We start from the raw sequence: 24,479 nt of genomic DNA, 5'->3' as shown, positions 1-24,479 counted from the left end.
TACGTTAAAAAATAATTTTCTTAAAAAGGTTGGCTTTTCCGACAAAATACGCTATGATAAAGATAATAATTTCAATATTTGGAAAATAAAATGTGGAGTGTAAGCATGGACAACCGTATTCTTTCCGATTATACCAGTCAAATATCCGCAAAAAGCCGCGCGAATTCCACGTCAACCGGCAGTACGGCCTCCTCCGTATTTTCCGGTCTGCTGCAAAACGCGGTGGGCGCAATGGACAGCCAGAAAAAAAACAGCAGTATGGAAGATATCTTCCGTACCGCCTCTGAAAAATATAACGTTCCGCTTAATCTGCTGAAAGCGGTCGCCAAAGTGGAGTCCGGCTTCGACGCGGACGCTGTATCCAGCTGCGGGGCGCAGGGCGTCATGCAGCTGATGCCGGGAACCGCCGCCTCGCTGGGCGTACAGAATTCTTTTGACGCGGAGCAGAATATCATGGGCGGCGCAAAATACCTGAGCCAGATGCTCGACCGGTACAACGGAGACGCAAAGCTGGCGCTTGCCGCTTACAACGCGGGCAGCGGAAACGTGGCCAAATACGGCGGAGTTCCTCCGTTTAAAGAGACGCAGGCTTACATTTCCAAGGTGCTGGATGCCGCGGGCGGGGATGTTTCCGCGCCGACCGACCAGCTTTCCGAATTAAGCTCGCTTCTGACCGGCACGCTCCCCGGAACGTCAGGCCTGACGGGACTTTCCGCCCTGACCGGTTTTCCGGCGACCGGTGCTGCCGGAACCGGTACCTCCGGCACATCGTACACCTATGACGATTATCTGACGTTTTTGCAGCTTTATATTGCGCAGATGCAGATGAACACCACCCAGATGATGTCCTCCGACATTTCGGGCCTTTCTTCGTCCGATACGGACAGCTCGATGTCACTGCTATAAATCAGTATCATTAAATGCAGACAGATATGAAAATCCCCTTTCCAATACCGCCAAGCGGTTGGAAAGGGGATTTGTTGTTTCGTATTTACGTCGTAGGGACCCGCCCGGCCTGAGGGCAGGGCCATGCGGTCGGCAAGTGCCTACGGCGATGCTCTCAGATAGTTATCTGTTGAATTACGGCGATGCGCTTATGGGAGCAGAGAAAAAGCAAGAAGGGCCAATCACGGATTGATTACAGCGATTCGATTTCCCTGAGCCAGAGAGCGGAGGAAGCGTCGCTGGGCATCCGCCAGTCCCCGCGGGGGGACAGCGTGACGCTGCCGACCTTGGGGCCGTCCGGCAGGCAGGAGCGCTTGAACTGATGCATAAAGAAACGCTTGTAAAAAGTTGTCAGCCATTTTTTAATGGTCGCGTCGTCGTAAATTCCGGCAAACGCGCTCTGCGCCATGTGAAAAATCTTTGAAGGTGTAAATCCGAAGCGGAGCATGTAGTACAGGAAGAAGTCATGCAGCTCGTAAGGGCCGACAATATTTTCCGTTTTCTGGGCAATAACCCCGTTTTCCGGCGGCAGAAGCTCCGGGCTGACCGGGGTGTCAAGTACATCCTCCAGCAGCGCGCACAGCTCTTTCCCCCCTGTAATGGCGGCGTGGTGCACAAGGTGCCGAACCAGCGTTTTGGGGATGGAGCAGTTTACGCCGTACATGGACATAATGTCGCCGTTATAGGTCGCCCAGCCGAGCGCAAGCTCGGAAAGGTCGCCCGTTCCGATGACAAGCCCGCCGCACTGGTTTGCCAAGTCCATTAATACCTGTGTGCGCTCGCGCGCCTGCGCGTTCTCATAGGTGACATCCCGTACATTCGGGTCATGGTCAATATCTTCAAAATGTTTGGACACCGAGTCCCCGATGGGAATTTCCTTTAGCGTTACTCCCAGCATTTCGGAAAGCCGCTGTGCGTTGCTCTTGGTTCGTTTGGTCGTACCGAAGCCCGGCATCGTGACCGCCAATATCCCTTTGCGATCCAGCTTCAAAAGGTCAAACGCGCGAACAATCACCAGCAGGGCAAGCGTGGAATCCAGCCCGCCCGAAACACCGATTACCGCGCATTTGGAACCGGTATGCTTCAGCCTTGTCTTGAGTCCGGCCGCCTGCATGTTCAGAATCATTTCACAGCGCTCACTCAAGTCCTTTGTATCATCCGGTACAAAGGGGAGCGCCGGGAATTTCCGCTCCAGAGAAGCGACCGGCATGTCCATGGTAAAACTGACTTCGTAGGCTTCGCCCGCATTGGACCAAGTGGTAGTGCGCAGGCGCTCCTGCAGCATACGCTGCAAGTCTACGTCCGCCACGGTCAGCCCGGTCGTAAACAGGGTAGATTCCGCGAGGACCGTTCCATTTTCGGCAATCACATTATGTCCGGCATACACCAGATCAGTGGAGGATTCCCCCTCCCCCGCGTCGGCGTAAGCGTAGGCCGCGATCAGCCGGGCGGACTGCCCGTTGACCAGATTGCGGCGGTAAGGCGCCTTGCCGATGATTTCATCGCTTGCGGAAGGATTTAAAAGTAAGGTTGCGCCGCACTGCGCCAGCTGCGCGGACGGCGGACAGGCCGTCCAAAGATCCTCGCAGATTTCTACACCCACCACCAGCTCCGGCATGCTTTCGCACCGGAAGATCAAGCTGTTTCCCAGCGGAACAGTTTTACCGCAGAAACGGGTTTCCGCGTAGGCGGGCGCAGGCGTAAAATGCCGTGCTTCGTAAAATTCACTGTAATTCGGAATGCTGCTCTTTGCCGGCAGCCCCAGCAGCTTTCCGCGGCAGATGACCGCAGCGCAGTTGTAAAGGTCCGCGCCCACCGGTACCGGAAGCCCGATGACCGCGAGCAGATTCATGCTGCGGGTCTGTTCCAGAATCTCACCGAGCGCTTTCTGCGCCGCCGTAATCAGCGTGCGGTCACGGAACAGGTCGCCGCAGGTGTATCCGGTCAGACAAAGCTCCGGAAAAACCACCGCGGTCACCCCGCGTTTTTCGCATTCCCGCATTTGTTCAAGAATCTGATTTTTATTATATTCACAATCGGCAACCTTAATGGACGGCGTTGCCGCAGCCACCTTGAAAAAACCGTCATTCATAGAAACCAGCACCGTGTCCCGTTGTGAAAAACGGGCAAGCACCGATGCCTGTCCCTCCCCTCCTGAAATTGATTAATAGGATCATCATTCCCCATGCCGAAATCGCCGTCTTTTCTTCCTGTCCATCCCGGCGAAAAACGCGCCGACGATGATGCAGAAATAGTAAGCGATAAACCGCCAGAGCAGCATGGCCTGACGGAGAAGCTCTTCCCGGAAAAAGATCCGGAAAATAACCAGAAAACTGCCCTCCGCCGCTCCCGCGGCACCCGGCAGCGGCGTATAAGTGGAGATCATGGTCACAAAGCTCTGAGCCGCTATCATGTCCACAACCGGTGCGCCGGGACTGTGAAAAGCTTTATAGATAAAAAAAGGCACCGCGAAAACGGCTGTAAGCTGAACCACGGTGTACCCGTATACCCTGACCTTCATCCGCCGGTTCCCCAGCATCTCCCTGTTGTTTTTCGTGTAATATTCAAGCTGGCTTTTTACCTTTTCGTCAGCCTGCCGCGGATTCTTTACAATGTGTAGCTTCGTAAAAACCCACACGCAGCCATGAATCAGTTTTGTGGTAAACGCGGGGCTGTAGCTGAACAGAAGCAGCAGAACTACCACGGCGCACTGGCACAGGAACCCGGCAACCGCCAGCGCCATAAAGCCCTGGATTTTACTTCGGAAAAACGAATATTTCATCAGGATAACCGCCATGGAATAGACGGTAACGGAAATCTGGTAAACCAAAAATTTGCGCACCAAAGCGGACAGAGCGATTCCGGAGGTCACACCCTGCCTTGTCAGAGCAAGCACCTGCATCGGCTGGCCGGCCGCCGCGAACGGCGACACCAAATTGAAGTACTGTCCGACCATCGTCACTTTAAACGCGTGCCGGAAGCTGTACTCTTCCTTGTAAGAAGCCGCTACAAGATTCTTTGTGACAAAACTTTCCATCATCCAGCTAAGCATCACACAGCCAAAAGCACCCATAAGCCAATATGGATTCAGCAAGGGCAGGCTGCATAAAAGGGTCATCAGATTATTGTCGGAAATGCAGAAATAAGACAGCAATCCCAAAGTCAGCGCAAAAAGCACCATTTGAAATATTTTAGAGGGCGTGTCCCTGCTTTCGCTCATATTCTCCGATTACTCCCACTTTCCTCAGCGGGTGGAGTAGTCCTTTTCCAGCTTTTCGGGGGAATCCACCACGTCCGGCAGTTCGCTGAACATGGTCGTGGGACTGAATTCATCCGCAGAATAATGCCTGATGGCGCGTGAAATACGGCGCATGTTTGTCATGCACCCACGCATACATTTTTTCTCATTATGCAGCTTTAATACATACAAATAGCAGCAGGCGCAAGTTTTCCTGGTGAGCGCCAGATAACTTTTTTTGTATTTCTCATAAAGCCCGTTCTTTTCCAGCGAAATACGAACCATGGCAATGGCGCGGATAAAATCGTTGATCTTGTCCGCATTCATAGTGGCCAGTGTGCTGGAGGGGTGCTGATTGTAATAATAAAGCGGGCGGTCAATGACGACCACCTGATTCGCGTTTGCAAAAATCCTGTTTGCAACAGCCATGTCCTCAAAACACATCGTCGGAAACTTAATATCATAGTCTGTAAAAAGAGTGCGTTTATACATCTTGTTCCAGACAAGGCTCTGTATTTCAACGTCACGCAAAAGCTTCTTCATCGCGTCGGAAGGCTTAAAAATCCCACGGCAGCGGAACGGATACTCAAACAGAAAGTTATTCTCCACAAAATGGAAATAATAATAGCAGCAGGAAATATCGCTGCCCGTGTCCACACAGGCGTTGTACAGCTCTTCCAGATAAGTGGGGGAAACGTAGTCGTCGCTGTCGACAAAGCAGACATATTCCCCGCGGGCGACCGCAAGGCCATTGTTGCGCGCGTTGGCAATCCCCCCGTTTTTCTGGTTGATTACCTTAATAAAATCATATCTTTCCTCAAAACGCTGGAGAATACCGAGAGAATCGTCTTTGGAGCCGTCGTTGACGGCTATAATTTCAAAATCTGTGAACGTCTGGCTGACCAAAGAAGACAGGCATTTACCGATATATTTTTCCACATTGTAAACCGGTATGATAATGCTAATCTTCGGTTCTGCTACCTTTTCAGACAACATCAGCTCATCCTTTCTTGGCCTGCGGCGGTACAGCCGCTTTTTTATATTGTATCGTTTTACTCGTATGCTATTTATTTTGTTCTGAGAATCAAATAATAATCTCATTCTCTTTTTCATTTTTGCAGATATAAGACAAAAAGTCAAGTCAAATTTAAAACCAGGGTGCAGCCTGAGCCACACCCTGTAAAGCCGTTTATTCGGGAATGATGGTGTCCGCCGGAACTGCGTCTGAATCGGTGTCTCCGGAATCCACGCCGCTGCTCTGTCCGGTCGAAGAGGACGAGGAGGACGGGCTGCCGGAGGCCGGAGCAGAGGAAGAGCTCGCCGGTTTGGAAGAGCTGGCGGGCGGCTTGGAGGAACTTGACGGCTGAGAAGAAGCGGAGGACGACGGAATTCCATTCACCGTGGTTCCGGGCCCGATGGAATAATAGGCGGGCTGCGCGCGATAATAGGAAGAAGGCAGGTTTTCGGTTTTTACCACGGCGCCGTTTTTGTAGTAAATGCGCTGGGCGGTTGCCCGCGCTCCCGTGCGTGCCTTGGAATCCAGCTTCACAACCCCTTTTGCCAAAGTCTTGTCAACAATGTACTTGGGGGTCGTCGGCGCGGGGATGGTCTCTGTCTTCTTCGACGTCACAACAATCTGATCGTAATCCGGCGACTGGTAGCCGTAGAAGGTGACGGTAAGCACTTTTCCCTTAATGCCGGAAATAATATAGACCGGATAGTCGGTAGGATTCTGAAATTTGAAATCGAGTTCCGGATAACTGACCGCGGCGTCCTGGCCGATCGGGCAGTAGGTGGACTGTAGCGTATGGTTGGAACGCTGGGTGATTTTCATGTTGGAACGGAGCGCCGCACCGTAGACAGTGGTGGACGCCTGACAGATCCCGCCGCCGTAGGACTGGATCAGTCTGCCGTTCAGGATTGCCCCCGCTTCCAAAAAGCCGCTGCTCTTGCTGGTCGAGTCGCCGACAATGGCGTTAAACGAAAAGGTTCCGCCCGCCGGTATACTGGTTCCGTTGATTCTGGAAAGGGCCAGCGCCATATTATGAGTGCCGTTTGCGTTATTGGTAGAGGTTGTGCTGTAAGTGCCCAGCTTCTGCAGATGGCTTTTCACTTCCGCAATGGTTTTACTGAACGGCACCACCGTAGTCGGCACCTGTACCGTACCCGTTTTGGGGCCGTTAATCAGCGCTTCCACCTGCGTGTAAAGTTTGTTCTCATCGACTGCAAGGCCGTTTTTGCCGTCCGCATAGCGGAAAGTAGCGGTCTTGGTATCAAAGGAGGCAACCGTTGCATCCACCGGGTCATAAGCAATATCCTTGACGGTTTCTTTCAGCTTGGCGTCAAGGTTGTCATAATTCATTGTGTTGGTGACATTGTACGTTTTCGGACTGGTCTGCAGTGCCAGCACCTGCTGATAGCGCTCTTCCCGGTCCCCGGTGCGGGCATATGCGTAAGCTTCTTTCAGCACCTCGTCCGTATTGAACTGGAAGTTGAGGTCGTCTTCCGTCAGCTGCCATGTTTTATTCTGATACACAAGCCGAATGTCATATTTTCCGCGCAGCCCGGGCTCCGCCGCGGTAACGGCAGTTTTTGCCTGTTCCATGGTCTTGCCGCCCAGATCAACGCCCGCAACGGCAATTCCCTTGTAAAAGGTGTCGACATCCAGAACCGAGGCGACCTCTTTGCGGTGCTGGTAACTCGCATACAGCTGCTTTCCAAACAGGCCGCCGACCGTAGCAAGCAGAACCACTCCGGCAATTGCGGCAGCGATTATGGCGCGCTTCTTCCCGCCGGAGCTCGGTGCTCCGGAAGAAATATCAATCATGTTCGCATCGGTCATACTGGGCCTCCCAAATAATAGCAAATTCTCAATTTACTGGTATATCCTCAAGATACTGGTATATTATATAACGCTGACCGGCAAAAGTAAAGTTACAGCTTTATAACCGCTCCGCGCGTGCAGACCGCCTGCGGCGGGGAATTTCAGTGGCAACTTTTACAAATATATGATATAATTACTAAATATATGGCAATCCGAAAAATCCGGCTCGGGCTTCCCGCTGCTTTTCGGAACAGCCGCGGTATGATAACAGAGGAAATCCGTGTTTAAAGGAGGATTGGTGTGAAGATCTTAATTCTTTCGGCTGCAACGGGCGGGGGACATCTGAGAGCCTCCCATGCCATCGAAAAATATATCGCCGAAAATTCCACGGGCAATGAGGTTGCCGTTGTTGACGCGCTCAAGAGCATCAACGCCATTTTGGACAAAACCGTTTGTGACGGGTATCATTTTTTAGCGACGAAAACGCCAAAGGTGTTTGGTCAGCTCTACCGCAAGACCAATCAGGAAAGCCTGCTGGCCAACCTGGTCACGCGTTTTTCCAGCGCCTTCAGCCAGAAGCTGATTCCGCTGATGGAAGAGCAGAAACCGGACGTCATTATCTCTACCCATCCGTTTGCAACGGAAATGGTCTCCCACTTAAAAGGCAAGGGGATTGTAACCGCCCCGCTGATCTGTCTGATGACGGATTACGGCCCTCACAGGGCGTGGATTGCGGAGCACGTTGACGCGTACATCGTCTCCACGAAAGACATGATTCCCCAGATGAGCGCAATGGGCGTTCCCGCCGAAAAGATTTATCCGTTCGGCATTCCCGTTGGGGATGTTTTTTACAGCAAGGGCGACAAACCGGCCCTGCTGAACAAGTTCGGAATGGACGCGAATCTGCCGACAATCCTGATTATGGCGGGAAGCTTCGGCGTTACCAATATTATGAAAATCTATAAAAACCTGATGCAGCTTCCCACGGAATTTCAGGTAATCGTCATTACCGGCCGAAACCAGAAGCTGTACGAGGCGTTCGCCCCGGTCATCGCACAAAGCCCCAAAAAGACCAAGCTGGTCTTTTTCACGGATGAAGTGGAAAATTACATGCACGCGTCCGACCTGATTATTACAAAGCCCGGCGGGCTGACCGTTTCGGAAGCGCTGGCGTGCAACATCCCGCTGGCGGTGTTTGACGCGATTCCCGGTCAGGAAGAGGACAACGCGAACTTCCTGCTTTCCCACAATATGGCGGTGAAGCTGGAAAAGGGTCTTGACCCCGGAGAAACCATCCTTTCCCTTTTGGAAGACAACAAAAGGCTGGAGGAAATGCGCGCGTCTCTGGAAACCTTCGACATGTCCGACTCGGGGAAAAATATTTTCTCTCTCATCAACGAGCTGTCGGAGCGCAATTCATAATTTGCCCCATACAGTGCGGGTTCCATATAAAAAGGAAGCGGACGGCCGTCCGCTTCCTTTTTTATTGATTCTGTGTTTTTCCGCGGCGAAGGCATTTCGGGCACTTTCCGTATATTGTCAGCGTATGCCCTTCTATCTCATAGCCCGTATCATGAGCCAGCCCCTGTTCAATACCGGTGAGGGGGCAATCCTCTATTTTAATCTTCGCGCTGCATCCGGTGCAGATCAGGTAATGACCGTGATGCTCCTGCGCAAGGGAATACCGCACAATGCCGTCTCTCCAGACGTCCCTTTTCACCAGCCCGTCCGCGGCAAAGCGCTCCAAGTTCCGGTAAATAGTGGAAAGGGCCAGGTTCGGATATTCGTCTTTCAGCGCAGCAAAAATATCCTCTGCGCTTACAGGGTCTCCGCTCTGTTTCAGAACCTGCATGATCGCGCACCGCTGCTTTGTATTTTTCAGCATCTTTCCCTTTCCTCTCTTCTTAAAATAAAATGTTTCCCGCGACTTTTCATCTTCGTTTATTATAATACAAATTAATAAAAATGCAAACTCCCTATCAGGCATTTTCGTTGCTCAAAATTACCGCAAGGTGTATAATATAGTAATATCAATCAATGACTTGGAGGTATCCCCATTGGGTGAAATATATCTTGACAATTCCTCCACCACCATGGTTTGCAGAGAGGCCGCCGACAAGGTGATGGAGCTGATGACTAACAATTACGGAAACCCCTCCAGCCTTCATACAAAAGGCTTTTACGCGGAGCAGGAGCTTTCCGCCGCAAGGCAGGAAATTGCCACGCTGCTCGGGGTTCAGCAGGAAGAAATTTACTTTACCTCCGGGGGAACGGAAAGCAACAACCTTGCGATTTTCGGCGCGGCGCACGCGATGCGGCGTCGGGGAAATCATATCGTGACCACGATGATTGAGCATCCATCCGTAATCAACGTGATGAATCAGCTGGAAAAGGAAGGGTTTACCGTTACCTATCTGAAGCCGGACGGCAGCGGAAATATCCAGCCGGAGCAGGTGTTTCGGGCGGTAACTCCCCACACGATTCTGGTCAGCATGATGTGCGTAAACAACGAGGTCGGCACCCTTTTGCCGCTGGAAGCGGTTCCCGCCGCGATTGCCGCCGCAAAATCCCCGGCACTTTTTCACGTTGACGCGGTACAGGCATTTGGCAAAATGCCTGTAAAACCGGGCAGACTAAAGGTTGACCTGATGAGCATGAGCGCACACAAAATCCACGGGCCGAAAGGCGTGGGCGCGCTGTACCTGCGGAAAGGCGTCCATCTTGTCCCGCGCACCTACGGCGGCGGACAGGAAAAAAATATCCGCCCGGGAACCGAAAGCGCTCCGCTGATTGCGGGCTTTGGCGCGGCGGTTCGGGCGCTGCCGGAGCCGGGCGCCCAGCTGCAGGAAATGGCTAGGCTCAGCGCGTACTGCCGCCAGAGGCTGACGGAAATCGGCGGCGTTACGCTGAACTCTCCCGACGGCGCGCTGCCCTATATTGTGAACTTCTCCGCCGGCGGCGTCAAGGCGGAAACCATGCTGCACTACCTCTCCGCCAAAGAAATCTACGTTTCCTCCGGCTCCGCCTGCTCCAAAGGCAAAGCGAGCCATGTTCTGACCGCGATGGGGCTTCCCCGTGAACGGATTGCCTCTTCCCTGCGGCTCAGCTTTTCCCGCTACAACACCTTTGAGGACGTTGACCGGCTGATAGACGCTATAAATGAGGGACTTTCCTCACTGACTAAAAAACCATAACAGGAGAATTGGAATGGACGAAATCATCTTAATCAAACTCGGAGAAATGGTTCTGAAAGGGCTGAACCGCAACGTCTTTGAAGCCGCCCTGATTCGGAATATTAAACGCCGGTTGAATTATCTGGGCGGCTTTGACGTAAAAACCGCCCAGTCAACCGTCTACGTCACCCCGCACGAGGGCGCCGATCTGGACGAAGCAGTGGAACGGGTCTCTAAAATATTCGGCATTGCCGCGTTTTCCCGCGCCTGCGTCATTAAGAAAGAGATGCCCGCCATTTTGGAGGCATCCGCGGAATACCTGAAAATGGAGCTGCTGGCCGCGAAGACCTTTAAGGTGGAAACGAAACGCGCCGATAAGATTTTCCCGCTGAAATCGCCGGAAATTTCCGCGCAGGTGGGCGAATACCTGCTGGAAAAATACCCGCACCTCTGTGTTGACGTACACAATCCCGACATCACCGTCCGGGTGGAGGTGCGCGATTTTGGAGCCTATGTTCACGGACAGGCTCTGCGGGGCGCGGGCGGAATCCCGGTCGGCACCGGCGGAAACGCGGCCATCCTTATCAGCGGCGGAATCGACAGCCCCGTTGCCGCGTGGACAATGGCCAAGCGCGGGCTGGAGCTGACCGCCATTCACTTTGCCAGTCCGCCGTACACCAGCGAACGCGCGGAGCAGAAGGTACACAATCTTTTGTCCCGCGTCAGTGAATACTCGGGCAGGATGACTCTGTTTACCGTTCCTTTCGCAAAAGTGCAGGAAGAAATTATGGCGAAATGTCCGGAGGATCTGTTCACCCTGATTATGCGCCGGTTTATGATGCGCATCAGCGAACAGATTGCACTCCGGGAAAACTGTTCCGCGCTGATTACCGGCGAAAGCCTGGGTCAGGTGGCCAGCCAGACGCTGCGGGCGATTGTCTGCACCGATCAGGCGGCTCAAATGCCGGTTCTTCGCCCTCTGATCGGCATGGACAAACTGGAAATTATTGAAATTTCGCGCAGAATCAATACCTTTGACATTTCCATAGAACCGTTTGAGGACTGCTGCACCGTGTTCACGCCGAAGCATCCCCGCACCCAACCGAAGCTCGAGGAGCTTCTGGAAGCGGAAAAGGCGCTGGACTGTGAGGCACTGATTGAGGATTGTGTCAATAACGTCCGTCTTACAAAAATTTATCCAAATCAATAACGGAGGAAAACCATGAACGCTGAAATTATTTCCGTAGGAACCGAGCTTCTGCTCGGCCATACCATTAATACAGACGCTTCCTTTGTCGCAAGGGAGCTTTCCACCATCGGCGTCAACCTTCTGTTTGCGGGAACCGTGGGCGACAATGTACCCCGGCTGAAAGAAGCGCTGGAAAGCGCGCTGAGCCGCAGTGATCTCGTCATTACCACGGGCGGCCTCGGGCCCACCGGCGACGACCTGACCAAAGAAACCATTGCGGAAACCGCGGGCAAAAAGCTGGTAATGCATCAGGAAAGCATGGACAGGATCGTCAGCTATTTCAAAGGAAGAGAACTGGGGGAAACCCAGAAAAAGCAGGCCATGCTGCCCGAAGGCTGCACCGTGTTCCCCAACGACCACGGCACCGCGCCGGGCTGCGGCTTTGAAACCGCCGACGGCAAAACCATCATCATGCTGCCCGGCCCGCCGTCGGAGCTGATTCCCATGCTGAAAAACTACGCGATCCCCTACCTGACAAGGGGCGAAAAAGCGGTGATCGTTTCCAAAATTGTCCGGGTTTTCGGGCTGGGGGAAGGGTTTGTCGCGGAAAAAATCGCCGACCTGACGGACTGCGCCAACCCCACGGCGGCAACCTACGCCAAGGACGGCGAAATGTTCGTACGCGTAACCGCCCGCGCGGAAAGCGAGGAAAAGGCGGAGGCGATGTGCGCCCCCGTTGTGGAGGAACTGAAATCCCGCTTTGAGGACTTTATTTACGGCATCGACGTGGAAAGTCTGGAAGAGGTCGTAGTCACGGAGCTCGGCAAGCGTGGGCTGCATCTTGCCACCGCAGAATCCTGCACCGGCGGCCTGCTGTCTAAGCGGCTCACCGATATTGCGGGTGCGAGTCAGGTCTTTCAGATGGGCGCCGTCACCTACGCGAACGAAATCAAGACGCTTCTGCTCGGCGTACCAGAGTCCACCCTGAAGCAGTACGGCGCGGTAAGCGAACAGACCGCGCGCGCCATGGCTAAGGGCGTACGGGCAAAATCCGGCAGTGAGCTGGGCATCGGTATCACCGGCATCGCGGGGCCGGACGGCGGGACACCGGAAAAGCCGGTCGGTTTAATCTACATTGCCCTTTGCGACGGAGAACATACCTGGGTGCGCAAAATGCAGCACGCCGGTGCCTCCAAGGGGCGGGAATACCTGCGCTGGCTGGCCTCCTCCAACGCGCTGGACATGGTGCGCCGGTATCTGACGGGCTGCACAGGGCTGGAAGAAGCCGCCTACTCTAAAAAAATATAAAATATTTTCCATTATAAACAGGGGGTGCCGCCATGAAACCGCAGAACGGAAACCGCAAGAGGGTTCCTTTTTACCGCGCCCTGCTGCCCTGGAAGGGCGACAGCAAAAAGCTGATTTTTTACAAAACCGTCAGCTTACTTGCCGTCTGCGTTTTTCTTGGCTGCGCCCTTTATCTTTTCTGGGATCTTGTGCTTCTGCCCGCCGCGGCGGACACGGAGCAGCAGGATATTAAAAGCATTTATTATGCGGAAAGCTCCGATGCGCCGGATGATTCCGGGGACGATTCCCACGCTTCCGCTTCCGTGCAGGAGCAGACGCTTTCTTTTGAAAATCTGCGGAAAATCAATTCTTCCATTGTAGGGTGGATTAAGGTACCCAACACCATCATCGACCTGCCGGTGCTGCAGGCAACCGAAAAAGACCCGGAATTCTACCTGACCCACGACTACCGCGACCGGTACTCCGGGTACGGCAGCGTCTTTGTAGATGCACACTGCTCCGTGGAAAATGGAAAATCGCGCAGCATTGTTCTTTACGGCCATTCGCTTAACTCAGGCCGAATGTTCACCCAGCTTGACCGGTACAAATCGCTGGATTTTTATAAGAAGACGCCGGTATTTACGTTTGATACGGCCGACAGTCCGTCACAGTGGAAGGTCATTTCCGTATTTTTGACCAACACCCTGCCGGAACAGGGGAAACCCTTCAATTACATGAAAACCGAGTTTAAAAACGACAGCGACTTTTTGAATTTTATCTATCAGATGCGGATCCGTTCCCTATACAACACAGGCGTAAGTGTAAACAAGGACGACCGGATTGTGCTGCTCTCCACCTGCTCCTACGAATTCAAGGATTTCAGGGAGGTCGTGGTTGCCCGCAAGGTTCGTGACGGCGAAAGCAGCGAAGCGGATGTATCAAAGGCATTCTATAACAGTAAAACCGTGTACCCGGACTGCTGGTACGCAAAGCACGGCGGCAAAAAGCCGGACTGGCCGGAAACCTACGAAGAAGCGGTCAAACAAAATCTGCTTTCATGGGGGGAAAAAGAATGAATGCGGGACTGATTTTTTATTTTGCGCACAGAACTCTGCGCTGCCAGAATAAAATAGAAGAGGCACTCGATTTTTACGGAGCGGGACTTTCCGACGTAAAAATATGCGCCAAAAAGGCTGACCTCAGCTCGACCATGGCGCACCTTCTGCGCACGCTCCCCTTTGTTTTTGTGGTGAGCGATTCCCCGGAAAGCAGGCCGGGATGCGCGGCGCCGCTTTTTCAGATTCTGCATATTCCCGTCGCTGCGTCCGGGGAGCCGAAAGGCGTTCTGCGCCTGACCGGCGAAGAGAAAACCGGGTACCTGATTGAAAGCCTGAATCAGGCGATTGCGGTGCTGCCGGATGAACCGGAAGAGCTTTCGCGGATGCTGCCCGCCGCTTTTGAGCGTCTTGCGCTGAAATTCGGGCTGATGGCGGATTTTCCCGCCGAAGAGCGGGAACCGTTTGAAGAAATGATTGAGAGCTCCATGAAGACTTTTAACCCGGGGGTTTAACCGATGTTGGATTTACTGTCCCAGATGAAAACCGTTGATCTGGTCATAAAATTTGTCCGCGGCGATATGCGGCGGATTACGCCGTATCCGTTTCAGCCGCAAAAGAAAAAGAATACTCCTAAAACCGATCTGGGCGGGATTCCCGCCTCCACACCGGAGAACGAGGGGATTCCCAGCGAATATATTGAGCAGTTTTTTGAGGAGCTTTCTGATTCCCCCGACGTCCGGCCGCACAGCGTCATGCTGCTGCGCCACGGCAAATTGATTGCGCAGGGCAGCTTCAAACCCTATTCCCCGGCCTATCCCCATATGATGTTTTCCCTTTCCAAGAGCATAACCGGTATGGCGGTGGGAATCGCCATAGAAGAGGGTCTTCTTTCCCTTGACGAAAAGATCATCGACATCTTCCCCGAAAAGGGCGTGATGTTCCGCAGCCCCAGAATCAACAACATCACCGTTCGGCACCTACTGAACATGACCAGCGGCATCAAGTTCAATGAGGCCGGTTCCTTTGTGGAAAAGGACTGGGTAAGGGCGTACCTGCTGTCGGACTGCGTGTTTGAGCCCGGCAGCGAATTCAGCTACAACAGCATGAATTCCTACTTGCTCAGCGCCATTGTGCGCAAAAAATCCGGCATGGGGCTGGTGGAGTACCTGACGCCCCGTCTTTTCGCCCCGCTGGGGATTGAGGATGTGGACTGGGAGACCTGCCCGCTGGGAATTGAAAAGGGCGGCTGGGGGCTTTTCCTGCATATTGCGGATATGGCAAAGCTCGGTCAGCTCTATCTGCAGGGCGGCCGCTGGGAAGTGGAAGGTCAAATGAAACAGCTGATTCCGGAAGAGTGGATCCGGGAATCGACCAGGGTACAGACCCCGCCCCGTGAAAGCGGCCGCCCGGTCGGCTACGGGTACCAGGTATGGGACTTCCGCGCGTCGGACGCGTACCAGTACAACGGCGTATTCGGCCAGTATGTGATTGTCCTTCCCAAACACGACATGGTGGTGGCCATTACCAGCGGGAGCCAGAACCTGTTTTCAGACGGTTCCACCGAACTGGTGGAAAAATACTTCGGCGACGATGCGGAAAAAATCTTTGACCGCCCGCTGCCCCGGAATATCCGTGCGCTCCGCTCTCTGAAAGACCGGCTGGACAGCCTGTACGCGGTACCGGAAACAGCCCCCAAACCCCGGAAAACCGGCCTGTTCTCCGCATTCCTACAACGGTTTTTCCCCACAAAGGCTGAAAAGCTGCCCCTGCTCGCCGCGGGAATCGACAAACGGGAGTACCGGCTGGGGAACAGCTACGGAGCGCTGCTTCCGCTGATTCTGCAATGTGTGACCAACAATTTTTCCGGGGGCATTACGCGCGTTTCCTTTTCGTTTGAACCTGATCTTTGCAAAATCACGCTGTATGACGGCAACGATGAAAATGGCATTCTCGCCGGGCTGGACGGCGTTCCCCGCCGGAGCGACGTAACGCTGAACGGAGACGTTTACACGGTCGGGGCAACGGCAAAGCTGACGACGGACGAGGAAGACCGAACCGTCATGATTCTGTACCTCTCCTATATGGAAACGCCCTGCCTGCGTGTAATGAAATTCATTTTTTACGGGGAAAAGCTGCTCATTCGCTTTTATGAGCACCCCACCGTGGAGGCCGCGACAAAAATGCTGTTCGGGCTGGTCGGCGGAAGCGGAAACAACATAGACAAAATGCTGATCGACGCTATTTCTCAGGAGCGTATGGCCGCGCGTGTGGACAATATTATGCGGCCGCGCGCGAAGGGTACTGTGTTCGGCAAAACATAAAAGAGGCGGAACCCAATGGGTTTCGCCTCTTTTACAAAGAAGGGAGTATTATGAAAAAGTCGTAGTGATCTTATTTTCCGGTAGACTGGGCCAGTTTTACCTTGGCGGTAAACGTTTCACCCGTGAGGGAATTGGAGACATTCAGGGTAACCGTGTCCCCCGGTTTCTTACCCGTAATCACCCCGGTGATTACGTTCTGGCTGGTTACGTCTTTGCCGTCAATCTTTGTGATGACGTCGCCCTTTTTAATCCCGGCAGAAGTTACGGCCGGATTGGTCACGGAGCCGACGTACATGCCGACGGGCAGATTATAAAAGCGGGAAGTCATCGTGTCGATAAACTGGCCGGAGATGCCGAGCACCGCTCTGTCTTTCACATAGCCGTACTGCTTCAGGTCGCTGATGATGGGCTGAGCCACGTTGATGGGAATCGAAAAGCCGAGTCCTTCGTAGCCGGTGGCAACAATTTTGGAAGAATTGATGCCGATTACCTGACCGTACATGTTGACCAGCGCGCCGCCGGAATTGCCCGGATTGATCGCGGCGTCGGTCTGGATGCACTTCATGGTATAACCCGTCTCAGAATTTGTGATTTCACGGTTCAGCGCCGACACATAACCGATGGTAACACTGGAGTTGAACTCCATGCCGCCCGGGTTGCCGATTGCCATCACGGTATCCGCAACCTTCAGGTCGTCGGAGGAACCGAATTCCGCGGCGGTCAGGCCCTTAGCGTCGATTTTGATGACGGCCAGATCGGTAACACTATCGCTGCCGATCAGCTTTGCCTCATATTTTGTACCGTTGGACAAGATTACCTTGAGGGAGGACGCACCTTCCACCACATGCGCGTTGGTAATGATGTAGCCGTCACTGGTGGCGATAATGCCGGAGCCTTCACTGGTCGGGGTAACCGCGCTGTCGTCATTGCTGCCGCCCGCGTTGCCCGTTGTGTCCCCTCCCATGGTGTAACGGGCGCTTTGACCAAGCTGATAGTTCTGGATGCAGACGACCGACGGAACCACTTTTTCAGCGATCTGCTGCTTGGTCAGCTCTCCGGTCACGGCTGCGGTATTGGTAGTACCGCTGTTGACCAGCTTTGTTACGGTAAACGCCGGATCACTGGTGCTTGTTCCGAACTTAATATATCCATTGTTGACCAGCGCCGTAAACCCGGCGATGGAGCCGGCTGAAATCATCAGGCAGCACATGACCCCCGCCAGCACCTTGACGAAAATCTTTTTGCCGCCGCGTTTCTTTTTGCGCGGTTCCTGAAAATTGACGGCGGGCTGCTGGGGAACGGACGGCTGCTCCCAGCTGTAAACCGGCGGTTCGTTCGTGGGCCTGCTGTAGCGGTAATAATCCCCCTGCCACTGCGTCTGATTCTCGTTTTGGTGTTCCGTATCGCTACTGTTTAAACCATGATTTGTCAGGTTTTTGTTTTTTTCATCATCTGAAAATGGATTAAACATCTAAATCATTCCTTTCTGCGGTGATTTGCTTGCTGTGATTGTTATGATACCTGTATTATGTGAAAATGATGTGATTATTAGTTTATATTTTTATGATATTTTTAAGAAAAATATGTAACCTGAATTTAAGCAAACTATGAATGCCGCAAAGGAATATTCCATTTTTCTTTTCTCTTTCCGCAGGGACCGCCTGAAAAGATTTATTTTCCCGGCGGATTTGCGTCAAAATGTGCTATGATAGGAAAAGAAATATATTTTGTATGGACGGAGAGTGTGTGATGAACGGACTGACTCATATTTACTGCGGAGACGGAAAAGGCAAGACCACCGCCGCCGTGGGGCTGGGGGTGCGCGCCTGCGGATGCGGAAAGCGGGTGCTGATGGTGCAGTTTTTGAAAGGAAGCGGTTCCGGTGAGCTGACCGCCCTGAAACAGCTGGAAAATTTCAGTGTGATGCCCACGGTTTCCACCGTGAAATTTACTTTTCAAATGAATAAAAAAGAACTGGAAGAAACCGCTGTTCTGTGCGGAAATCTATTTTGCAAAGCCGCGGCGGCGGCAAAGTCCGGGGAATGCGACCTGCTGATTCTGGATGAAATTTTCGCGACGATCCGCTGCGGTCTGCTGGATAACGGAATGCTGACCGATTTCATAAAAAACAAGCCCCAGAATCTGGAGCTTGTTCTGACAGGGCGCGACCCAAAACCGGAGGTTCTGGAGCTTGCCGATTATATTTCTGAAATACGGAAAGTGAAGCACCCCTTCGACAGGAATATTCCCGCGCGCAGGGGAATTGAATTTTAGACGGGATCAGCCGCAGCGGGAGTACCCACACTGGCGGCACATCACGCAGCCGCCCTCATGCTCCAGCTTTTCCCCGCACTCCGGGCAGAAGTGCATTTTCCCCGGGGCATCGTCCGCAGTTTCCCGCATCGGTTTCTGTTTAAGCGGCGCGGGAGCCGACCATTTTCCCAGCTGCACCTGTTCCTTATAAACGCGTTCAATCGCCTTTGCAATTGCGTCGGGACAGGAGGTGCATTTCAGCCCCGGCTGGCGGATGGTCGACGGACAGCGAATTCCGCGCAGCTGGTCAACGATGCTCTCGACCTCCATCCCGCTGCGCAGGGCGATGGACGCAAGGCGCGCGGTTGCCTCCGACTGGGACGGGCATCCCCCGGCTTTGCCGGTATTGGTGAACACCTCGCAGATTCCCTGATCGTCGTAGTTGACGGTAATATACAGATTGCCGCAGCCGATTTTCACCCGCTCCGTAATCCCGATCACCGTGTCCGGGCGCGGGCGCGGCACAATCCGGCCATGCTCGGGCGCTTTCGCTTCGGGCTGGCCTTCTTTTTTTACCTGCCCAATATTGAGCACCTGCTCCGCGCGGCTGCCGTCCCGGTAAATCGTCACACCCTTGCAGCCTAGACGGAACGCGAGGGTATACACACTCGCCACGTCTTCCCTTGCGGCACTGTTGGAAAAGTTCACCGTTTTAGAAACCGCGTTGTCCGTTCCCTTCTGGAACGCGGCCTGCATACGGATATGGTACTCCGGGCTGATGTCGTGCGCGGATACAAACACCCGGCGCAGATCCTCCGGCAGCTCCTCAATGTGGGCGACCGTCCCCTCTTTGGCAATGCGTTTCATCAGTTCGTCCGAGTACAGTCCGCGCTTTTCCAGCTCGGCTTTCAGAATCGGATTGACCTCGATCATTTCCGTTCCGTCCATGATGTTGCGGATGTAAACATAGCCGAATACCGGCTCTACACCGCTGGAACAGTTTGCAATGATGGACAGAGTGCCGGTAGGCGCTATGGTCGTGATGGTGCCGTTGCGCATCGGCTTGTCCTGCGGCAGGATGCTTTCGGCGAAAAGCGGAAACGCGCCGCGTTTTTCGGCAAGCGCCGCGCTTTCTTCGCGCCCGCGTTCCGTGATGAAGTTCATGACCTTTTCGCCCAATGCGATTGCTTCGTCGGAATTGTACGGGATTCCCATCTGCAGCAAACTGTCGGCCCAGCCCATGACGCCCAGCCCGATTTTCCTTGTCTGTTTGGTCACGCGGTCAATATTTTCAAGCGGGTACTGGTTGGCGTCGATGACGTTGTCCAGAAAATGCACGGCGTTTTTTACGGTTGCCCCAAGCTTGTCCCAGTCGAACTCCGTTTTCCCGTCCGCCGCCTTCAGCATTTTGAGCAGATTAATAGAACCGAGATTGCAGGACTCATACGGAAGAAGCGGCTGCTCGCCGCAGGGGTTGGTGGACTCGATTTCACCCTGAGAAGGCACAATATTGTCCCGGTTGAGGCGGTCAAGGAAAATAATGCCCGGCTCCCCGTTGCGCCACGCCGCGTCTACAATCCGGTCAAACACCGTGCGGGCGTGCAGCGTGGAAACAGCCTTTTTTGTATGGGGATCAATCAGATCATAGTCCGTATCCTTCTCCACGGCCTCCATGAACTTTTCGGTCAGCCCGACGGAAATATTAAAATTATTGATTTCGTTATTATTTGCCTTGCAGTCGATAAAATCGAGAATATCCGGGTGATCGATCCGCAGGATTCCCATGTTCGCACCGCGCCGGGTACCGCCCTGCTTGACGGCCTCCGTCGCCATGTTAAACACCTTCATAAAGCTGATTGGGCCGGAGGCGACCCCGCCGGTCGAATTGACGGTGCTGCCCTGCGGGCGAAGACGCGAAAAAGAGAAGCCCGTTCCGCCGCCGGACTTATGAATCAGCGCCGCCTGCTTAATCGCCTCAAAAATATCCTCCATGCTGTCCGCAACCGGCAGCACAAAGCAAGCCGACAGCTGCCCCAGCGGCCGCCCGGCGTTCATCAGGGTGGGAGAATTGGGCAGAAACTCCAGCTCCTGCATCATATGGAAAAAGGTTTCCTCCGTCTTTTTTACGTCTGCTTTGGCATCGTGCAGCTTGTCCGGCGCCGCAATAGCGGCGGCTACGCGATGGAACAGACCGTCCACGGTCTCCGTGATTTCTCCCTTTTCATTCCGTATCAAATATCTTTTTTGTAATACTGTTAGTGCGTTTTGTGAAATGGTCATGGCCACATTTCCTTCCCTATCCATTTAGTGATACCATATATTGTACCACTTCATTTTAATAAGTCAATATATTGTGAATATTTTGTCGAATTTAGAAATAAAGAAGAAGGCCCCGCACGGTAAAACCGTGCGGGGCCAACTGATTCAAGAAAGATTATTCCATATTGGAGAGTTTTGCAAGACGCTCGTAGTTTTCGGCTGCAATCTTTTCAGCCTTTGTAAACAGAACTTCTGCACGCTCCGGGAATGCACGGGTCAGGGAGTTGTAACGAACCTCGCCCATGATGAAATCACGGTAGCTGGCTGTAGGAGCCTTGCTGTCGAGGTGGAACGGATTCTTGCCCTGCTCCGCAAGACGCGGATCATAACGGAAGTTTGACCAGTAACCGGCCTCAACCGCCTTCTTCTCTTCCATCTGGGAGATGCTCATGCCGCCCTTGATACCGTGGTTGATACAGGGAGCGTAAGCAATGACGATAGAAGGTCCGTTGTAGCTTTCGGCTTCCGAAATTGCCTTGATGGTCTGGTTGTAGTCGGCGCCCATTGCGACGCGCGCTACATAAACATAACCATAGGTCATTGCGATAGCGGCAAGGTCCTTCTTCTTTGTCGCCTTACCGGTTGCCGCGAACTGAGCGACGGAACCGATCGGGGTGGACTTGGAAGCCTGGCCGCCTGTATTGGAGTAAACTTCGGTGTCGAATACGAGAATGTTGACATTTTCGCCGGAAGCGAGAACATGGTCAACACCGCCGAAGCCGATATCATAAGCCCAGCCGTCGCCGCCGAAGATCCACATGGATTTCTTGGCGAGGTAGTCTTTGTCAGCAAGCGTTTTCTTAGCAAGCTTTGCAACATCGTCGCTGCCGTTTGCAACTTTCTCCAGCTCCGCAATCAGAGTGTCTGCTGCGGCACGGTTCAGGTTGCTGTCTTCCTTGGTTGCAAGGTAGCTCTTGCAGGCTTCCTTCAGGGAAGCGGAAGCGGCTTCGGAAGCTTCGATATTCTCAACGTACTCGGAAAGTCTGCCGCGGATTGCGTTCTGAGCGAGCGTCATGCCGAGGCCGAATTCTGCGTTGTCCTCAAACAGGGAGTTGTTCCATGCGGGGCCGTAACCCTTCTTGTTGACGGTGTACGGTGTGGCCGGTGCGGAACCGCCCCAGATGGAGGAGCAGCCTGTTGCGTTGGCAATATACATTCTATCACCGAAGAGCTGTGTGACGAGCTTTGCGTACGGTGTTTCACCGCAGCCCGCGCACGCGCCGGAGAACTCAAGCAGCGGCTGCTTGAACTGGCTGCCCTTGATGGAAGAAGCCTTGAATTTCTCAACGACTTCCGGCTTCTCCGGCAGAGCTCTGCCGTAGTCAAAGCCGTCCTGGCTCTGGAGCTGAGTTTCCATCGGCTTCATGACCAGTGCTTTTTCACCCTTCGTGCCCGGGCAGACGGATGCGCAGGAACCGCAGCCGGTGCAGTCATAGGAAGAAATGGTGATTGCAAACTTCATGCCGGGCATACCGGTCATATCCTTGGTCTTCTGGCTTGCCGGAGCTGCGGCAGCCTCCTCCGCGGTCATTGCGATCGGGCGGATAACGGCGTGCGGGCAGACATAGGAGCAGAAAGTACACTGGATACAGTTTTCCGGATGCCACTCAGGAATATCAATGGCAATGCCGCGTTTCTCGTATGCAGCGGAGCCGGACGGAACAGTGCCGTCAGCCATCTTAACAAAAGCGGATACAGGAAGCTGGTTGCCCTTGTATTTGTTTGCGGGAACCATGACGTTGTTGACATACTCCAGCGTTTCCGGTCTGCCCTCGGTGAAGACATGAGCCTTGGTGTCGTCTGTGCAGTTTTTCCAGGACTGGGGAACTTCTACTTTGACGAAGTCGGTTGCACCGCGCTCAATAGCGGCATAGTTCATGTCAACGATCTTCTGGCCCTTCTTCGCGTAGGAATGCAGGGCGGCGTCCTTCATATACTGAATTGCCTGCTCGGAAGGAATGATGTTGGCAATCTTAAAGAATGCGGACTGGAGGATGGTGTTGATGCGGCCGCCGAGGCCGATCTCTTTACCAAGCTTGATACCGTCGATGGTGTAGAAGTTGATGTTGTTGTCGGCAATGAATTTCTTCATTTTGCCCGGCAGTCTCTTGTCAAGCTCTTCCAGATCCCACTGGCAGTTCAGCAGGAAGCTTCCGCCCGGCTTCAGGTCCTGAACCATGTCGTACTCGTCGACATAGGAGGGCTTGTGGCAGGCAACGAAGTCAGCCTGGCTGATGTAGTAGGTGGACTTGATCGGCTTGCTGCCGAAACGCAGATGGGAAACGGTCAGGCCGCCGGACTTTTTGGAGTCGTAGGCGAAGTAGCCCTGAGCGTACATGTCGGTGTGGTCACCGATAATTTTAATGGAGTTCTTGTTTGCGCCGACGGTGCCGTCTGCGCCAAGGCCCCAGAATTTGCAGGAATGCGTACCCTTCGGGGTTGTGTCGGGAGTTTCCTTAACGTCGAGGGAAAGATGTGTAACATCATCAATAATGCCGATGGTGAAACGCTTCTTCGGCGCGTCGGTTTCCATGTTGCGGTACACGGCAACGATCTGGCCCGGGGTGGTGTCCTTGGAACCAAGACCGTAGCGGCCGGTGTAAATCGGAACGGAACCGAACTCTGTGCCGTTGACGGCAGCCAGAACATCCAGGAAGAGCGGCTCGCCGATGGAACCCGGCTCTCTGGTTCTGTCGAGTACGGAAATCTTCTTAACTGTCTTCGGCATGACGTCGAGCAGATACTGGGCAACGAACGGACGGTACAGTCTGACTTTAATCAGGCCGACCTTGTCGCCTGCCGCGTTCAGGTAATCAACAACTTCTTCCGCTGCTTCGCAGACGGAACCCATTGCGATGATAACTCTTTCGGCGTCCGGAGCGCCGTAGTAGTTGAACGGCTTGTAGTCGGTACCGATCTTTGCGTTGACTTTATTCATGTAGTCAATCACAACGTCCGGAAGATCGTCGTAATATTTGTTGCCGGCTTCACTTGCCTGGAAGAAGAAATCGTCGTTCTGTGCGGTGCCGCGTGTTACCGGATGCTCCGGGTTCATTGAGTTGCGGCGGAAAGCGTCAACTGCATCCCAGTCGAGCATTTCGCTCAGATCGGCGTAATCCCACATGTGGATCTTCTGTACTTCATGGGAAGTACGGAAACCGTCGAAGAAGTGCAGGAACGGCACACGGCCCTTAATAGCGGAAAGGTGGGCAACCGCGCCCAGATCCATAACCTCTTGCGGGCTGTTGGAGCAGAGCATTGCGTAGCCTGTCTGACGGCATGCATAAATGTCGGAATGATCGCCAAAAATGCAAAGTGCGTGGGTTGACAGGGAACGAGCCGAACAGTGGATAACGCTGGGAAGGAATTCGCCAGCCATCTTGTACATGTTCGGAATCATCAGGAGCAAGCCCTGAGAAGCAGTGTAGGTAGTGGTCAGCGCGCCTGCTGCCAAAGAGCCGTGCACTGCACCCGCAGCGCCTGCTTCGGACTGCATCTCGGTAACCCTAACTTCTCTGCCGAAAAGGTTTTTTCTGCCGGCGGCGGCATACTTGTCCGTTTCATCTGCCATAACGGACGACGGGGTAATGGGGTAGATCGCAGCAACATCTGTAAACGCATAAGACACATGTGCGGCAGCGTTGTTGCCATCCATTGTTTTCATCTTTCTTGAATCCATTATAATTATTTTCCTCCTTTTAAGGATAATCAATTTTCCCGAGGCACAAACAAACTGCACCTGCCTAAATTTTATCATCTTTTACAGGACATGTAAAGAAAATTTGCTGAAATGACCAGATAATTTACATCTTTTATTAATATTGAAAACAGGAATTCGAAATTCGTTTATTTTGGCGGCCATTCCACCGTGT

Annotated in this window: 17 protein-coding genes; 9 read left to right on the top strand and 8 right to left on the bottom strand. The window is 53.4% G+C overall.

What is annotated here, in order from left to right:
• Positions 1 to 105 precede the first annotated feature (105 nt).
• Positions 106 to 906, top strand: coding sequence for a lytic transglycosylase domain-containing protein (locus tag J5W02_RS09785; protein WP_219965500.1), 801 nt, complete (start codon positions 106 to 108; stop codon positions 904 to 906).
• Between the two features lie 232 nt (positions 907 to 1,138).
• Here the strand turns inward: J5W02_RS09785 and J5W02_RS09780 are convergent, their stop codons facing one another.
• The 4 genes from J5W02_RS09780 to J5W02_RS09765 form a co-directional block, all read right to left on the bottom strand.
• A complete protein-coding gene (locus J5W02_RS09780) occupies positions 1,139 to 3,037 on the bottom strand; it encodes an NAD(+) synthase (protein WP_219965499.1) in 1,899 nt (632 codons plus the stop codon).
• Between the two features lie 84 nt (positions 3,038 to 3,121).
• Positions 3,122 to 4,165, bottom strand: coding sequence for a lysylphosphatidylglycerol synthase transmembrane domain-containing protein (locus J5W02_RS09775; RefSeq protein ID WP_219965498.1), 1,044 nt, complete (start codon positions 4,163 to 4,165; stop codon positions 3,122 to 3,124).
• Positions 4,166 to 4,189: 24 nt separating this feature from the next.
• Positions 4,190 to 5,179 carry a glycosyltransferase family 2 protein gene (locus J5W02_RS09770; protein WP_219965497.1) on the bottom strand — a complete coding sequence of 330 codons (990 nt, stop codon included), beginning with the start codon at positions 5,177 to 5,179 and terminating at the stop codon, positions 4,190 to 4,192.
• 193 nt (positions 5,180 to 5,372) lie between these two features.
• Positions 5,373 to 7,025, bottom strand: a complete 1,653-nt coding sequence (locus J5W02_RS09765; protein ID WP_219965496.1) for a VanW family protein — start codon at positions 7,023 to 7,025, stop codon at positions 5,373 to 5,375.
• A gap of 282 nt (positions 7,026 to 7,307) precedes the next feature.
• Between J5W02_RS09765 and J5W02_RS09760 the strand changes: the two genes are divergently transcribed.
• Positions 7,308 to 8,429 (top strand): MGDG synthase family glycosyltransferase, encoded by a 1,122-nt coding sequence (locus tag J5W02_RS09760; protein WP_219965495.1) that lies wholly within the window; start codon positions 7,308 to 7,310, stop codon positions 8,427 to 8,429.
• Between the two features lie 61 nt (positions 8,430 to 8,490).
• Here J5W02_RS09760 and J5W02_RS09755 read toward each other — a convergent pair whose 3' ends face one another.
• Positions 8,491 to 8,892: a Fur family transcriptional regulator gene (locus tag J5W02_RS09755; protein WP_219965494.1), complete on the bottom strand. Its 402-nt coding sequence runs from the start codon at positions 8,890 to 8,892 to the stop codon at positions 8,491 to 8,493.
• A 172-nt stretch (positions 8,893 to 9,064) separates the two neighbouring features.
• On the opposite strand from J5W02_RS09755, the gene J5W02_RS09750 reads away from it, so the two are divergent.
• From J5W02_RS09750 to J5W02_RS09725, 6 genes are read left to right on the top strand one after another with little or no spacing between them, the layout of a single operon-like run.
• Positions 9,065 to 10,201 (top strand): cysteine desulfurase family protein, encoded by a 1,137-nt coding sequence (locus J5W02_RS09750; protein WP_219965493.1) that lies wholly within the window; start codon positions 9,065 to 9,067, stop codon positions 10,199 to 10,201.
• A gap of 13 nt (positions 10,202 to 10,214) precedes the next feature.
• Entirely contained in the window at positions 10,215 to 11,390 is a 1,176-nt protein-coding gene (gene thiI, locus J5W02_RS09745; RefSeq protein ID WP_219965492.1) for a tRNA uracil 4-sulfurtransferase ThiI, read from the top strand.
• Between the two features lie 12 nt (positions 11,391 to 11,402).
• The gene (locus tag J5W02_RS09740) at positions 11,403 to 12,677 is read left to right on the top strand and encodes a competence/damage-inducible protein A (RefSeq protein ID WP_219965491.1); all 1,275 of its coding nucleotides are present in this window, start codon (positions 11,403 to 11,405) and stop codon (positions 12,675 to 12,677) included.
• Between the two features lie 32 nt (positions 12,678 to 12,709).
• A complete protein-coding gene (gene srtB, locus J5W02_RS09735) occupies positions 12,710 to 13,732 on the top strand; it encodes a class B sortase (protein WP_219965490.1) in 1,023 nt (340 codons plus the stop codon).
• Positions 13,729 to 14,226, top strand: a complete 498-nt coding sequence (locus tag J5W02_RS09730) for a hypothetical protein (RefSeq protein WP_219965489.1) — start codon at positions 13,729 to 13,731, stop codon at positions 14,224 to 14,226. Before srtB ends, J5W02_RS09730 begins: the two co-directional genes overlap by 4 nt.
• 3 nt (positions 14,227 to 14,229) lie before the next feature.
• The gene (locus J5W02_RS09725; RefSeq protein WP_219965488.1) at positions 14,230 to 16,035 is read left to right on the top strand and encodes a serine hydrolase domain-containing protein; all 1,806 of its coding nucleotides are present in this window, start codon (positions 14,230 to 14,232) and stop codon (positions 16,033 to 16,035) included.
• A gap of 70 nt (positions 16,036 to 16,105) precedes the next feature.
• Here the strand turns inward: J5W02_RS09725 and J5W02_RS09720 are convergent, their stop codons facing one another.
• Positions 16,106 to 17,506 (bottom strand): S1C family serine protease, encoded by a 1,401-nt coding sequence (locus J5W02_RS09720; protein ID WP_219965487.1) that lies wholly within the window; start codon positions 17,504 to 17,506, stop codon positions 16,106 to 16,108.
• Positions 17,507 to 17,766: 260 nt separating this feature from the next.
• On the opposite strand from J5W02_RS09720, the gene J5W02_RS09715 reads away from it, so the two are divergent.
• On the top strand, positions 17,767 to 18,309 hold the full coding sequence (locus tag J5W02_RS09715; RefSeq protein WP_255575672.1) for a cob(I)yrinic acid a,c-diamide adenosyltransferase: 543 nt from the start codon (positions 17,767 to 17,769) through the stop codon (positions 18,307 to 18,309).
• Positions 18,310 to 18,315: 6 nt separating this feature from the next.
• Here J5W02_RS09715 and J5W02_RS09710 read toward each other — a convergent pair whose 3' ends face one another.
• The gene (locus tag J5W02_RS09710) at positions 18,316 to 20,568 is read right to left on the bottom strand and encodes a vitamin B12-dependent ribonucleotide reductase (RefSeq protein WP_219965629.1); all 2,253 of its coding nucleotides are present in this window, start codon (positions 20,566 to 20,568) and stop codon (positions 18,316 to 18,318) included.
• A gap of 154 nt (positions 20,569 to 20,722) precedes the next feature.
• The gene (nifJ, locus tag J5W02_RS09705; RefSeq protein ID WP_219965486.1) at positions 20,723 to 24,286 is read right to left on the bottom strand and encodes a pyruvate:ferredoxin (flavodoxin) oxidoreductase; all 3,564 of its coding nucleotides are present in this window, start codon (positions 24,284 to 24,286) and stop codon (positions 20,723 to 20,725) included.
• Positions 24,287 to 24,479: the final 193 nt, after the last annotated feature.

Source organism: Caproiciproducens faecalis, from assembly GCF_019448085.1.
GTDB classification, from domain to species: Bacteria; Bacillota; Clostridia; order Oscillospirales; family Acutalibacteraceae; genus Caproiciproducens; species Caproiciproducens faecalis.
The sequence above is the reverse complement of the archived record's forward strand: the minus strand, read 5'-3'. Positions and strand labels throughout refer to the sequence as shown.

What these genes read in the sequence shown, in the direction of transcription:
- thiI (WP_219965492.1), top strand. Translation starts at nt 10,215, where the DNA reads ATGGACGAAATCATCTTAATCAAACTCGGAGAAATGGTTCTGAAAGGG.
- J5W02_RS09715 (WP_255575672.1), top strand. Translation starts at nt 17,767, where the DNA reads ATGGACGGAGAGTGTGTGATGAACGGACTGACTCATATTTACTGCGGA.
- J5W02_RS09765 (WP_219965496.1), bottom strand. Translation starts at nt 7,025, where the DNA reads ATGACCGATGCGAACATGATTGATATTTCTTCCGGAGCACCGAGCTCC.
- nifJ (WP_219965486.1), bottom strand. Translation starts at nt 24,286, where the DNA reads ATGGATTCAAGAAAGATGAAAACAATGGATGGCAACAACGCTGCCGCA.
- J5W02_RS09775 (WP_219965498.1), bottom strand. Translation starts at nt 4,165, where the DNA reads ATGAGCGAAAGCAGGGACACGCCCTCTAAAATATTTCAAATGGTGCTT.
- J5W02_RS09725 (WP_219965488.1), top strand. Translation starts at nt 14,230, where the DNA reads ATGTTGGATTTACTGTCCCAGATGAAAACCGTTGATCTGGTCATAAAA.
- J5W02_RS09785 (WP_219965500.1), top strand. Translation starts at nt 106, where the DNA reads ATGGACAACCGTATTCTTTCCGATTATACCAGTCAAATATCCGCAAAA.
- J5W02_RS09720 (WP_219965487.1), bottom strand. Translation starts at nt 17,506, where the DNA reads ATGTTTAATCCATTTTCAGATGATGAAAAAAACAAAAACCTGACAAAT.
- J5W02_RS09710 (WP_219965629.1), bottom strand. Translation starts at nt 20,568, where the DNA reads ATGACCATTTCACAAAACGCACTAACAGTATTACAAAAAAGATATTTG.
- J5W02_RS09770 (WP_219965497.1), bottom strand. Translation starts at nt 5,179, where the DNA reads ATGTTGTCTGAAAAGGTAGCAGAACCGAAGATTAGCATTATCATACCG.
- J5W02_RS09755 (WP_219965494.1), bottom strand. Translation starts at nt 8,892, where the DNA reads ATGCTGAAAAATACAAAGCAGCGGTGCGCGATCATGCAGGTTCTGAAA.
- J5W02_RS09730 (WP_219965489.1), top strand. Translation starts at nt 13,729, where the DNA reads ATGAATGCGGGACTGATTTTTTATTTTGCGCACAGAACTCTGCGCTGC.
- J5W02_RS09780 (WP_219965499.1), bottom strand. Translation starts at nt 3,037, where the DNA reads ATGAATGACGGTTTTTTCAAGGTGGCTGCGGCAACGCCGTCCATTAAG.
- J5W02_RS09740 (WP_219965491.1), top strand. Translation starts at nt 11,403, where the DNA reads ATGAACGCTGAAATTATTTCCGTAGGAACCGAGCTTCTGCTCGGCCAT.
- srtB (WP_219965490.1), top strand. Translation starts at nt 12,710, where the DNA reads ATGAAACCGCAGAACGGAAACCGCAAGAGGGTTCCTTTTTACCGCGCC.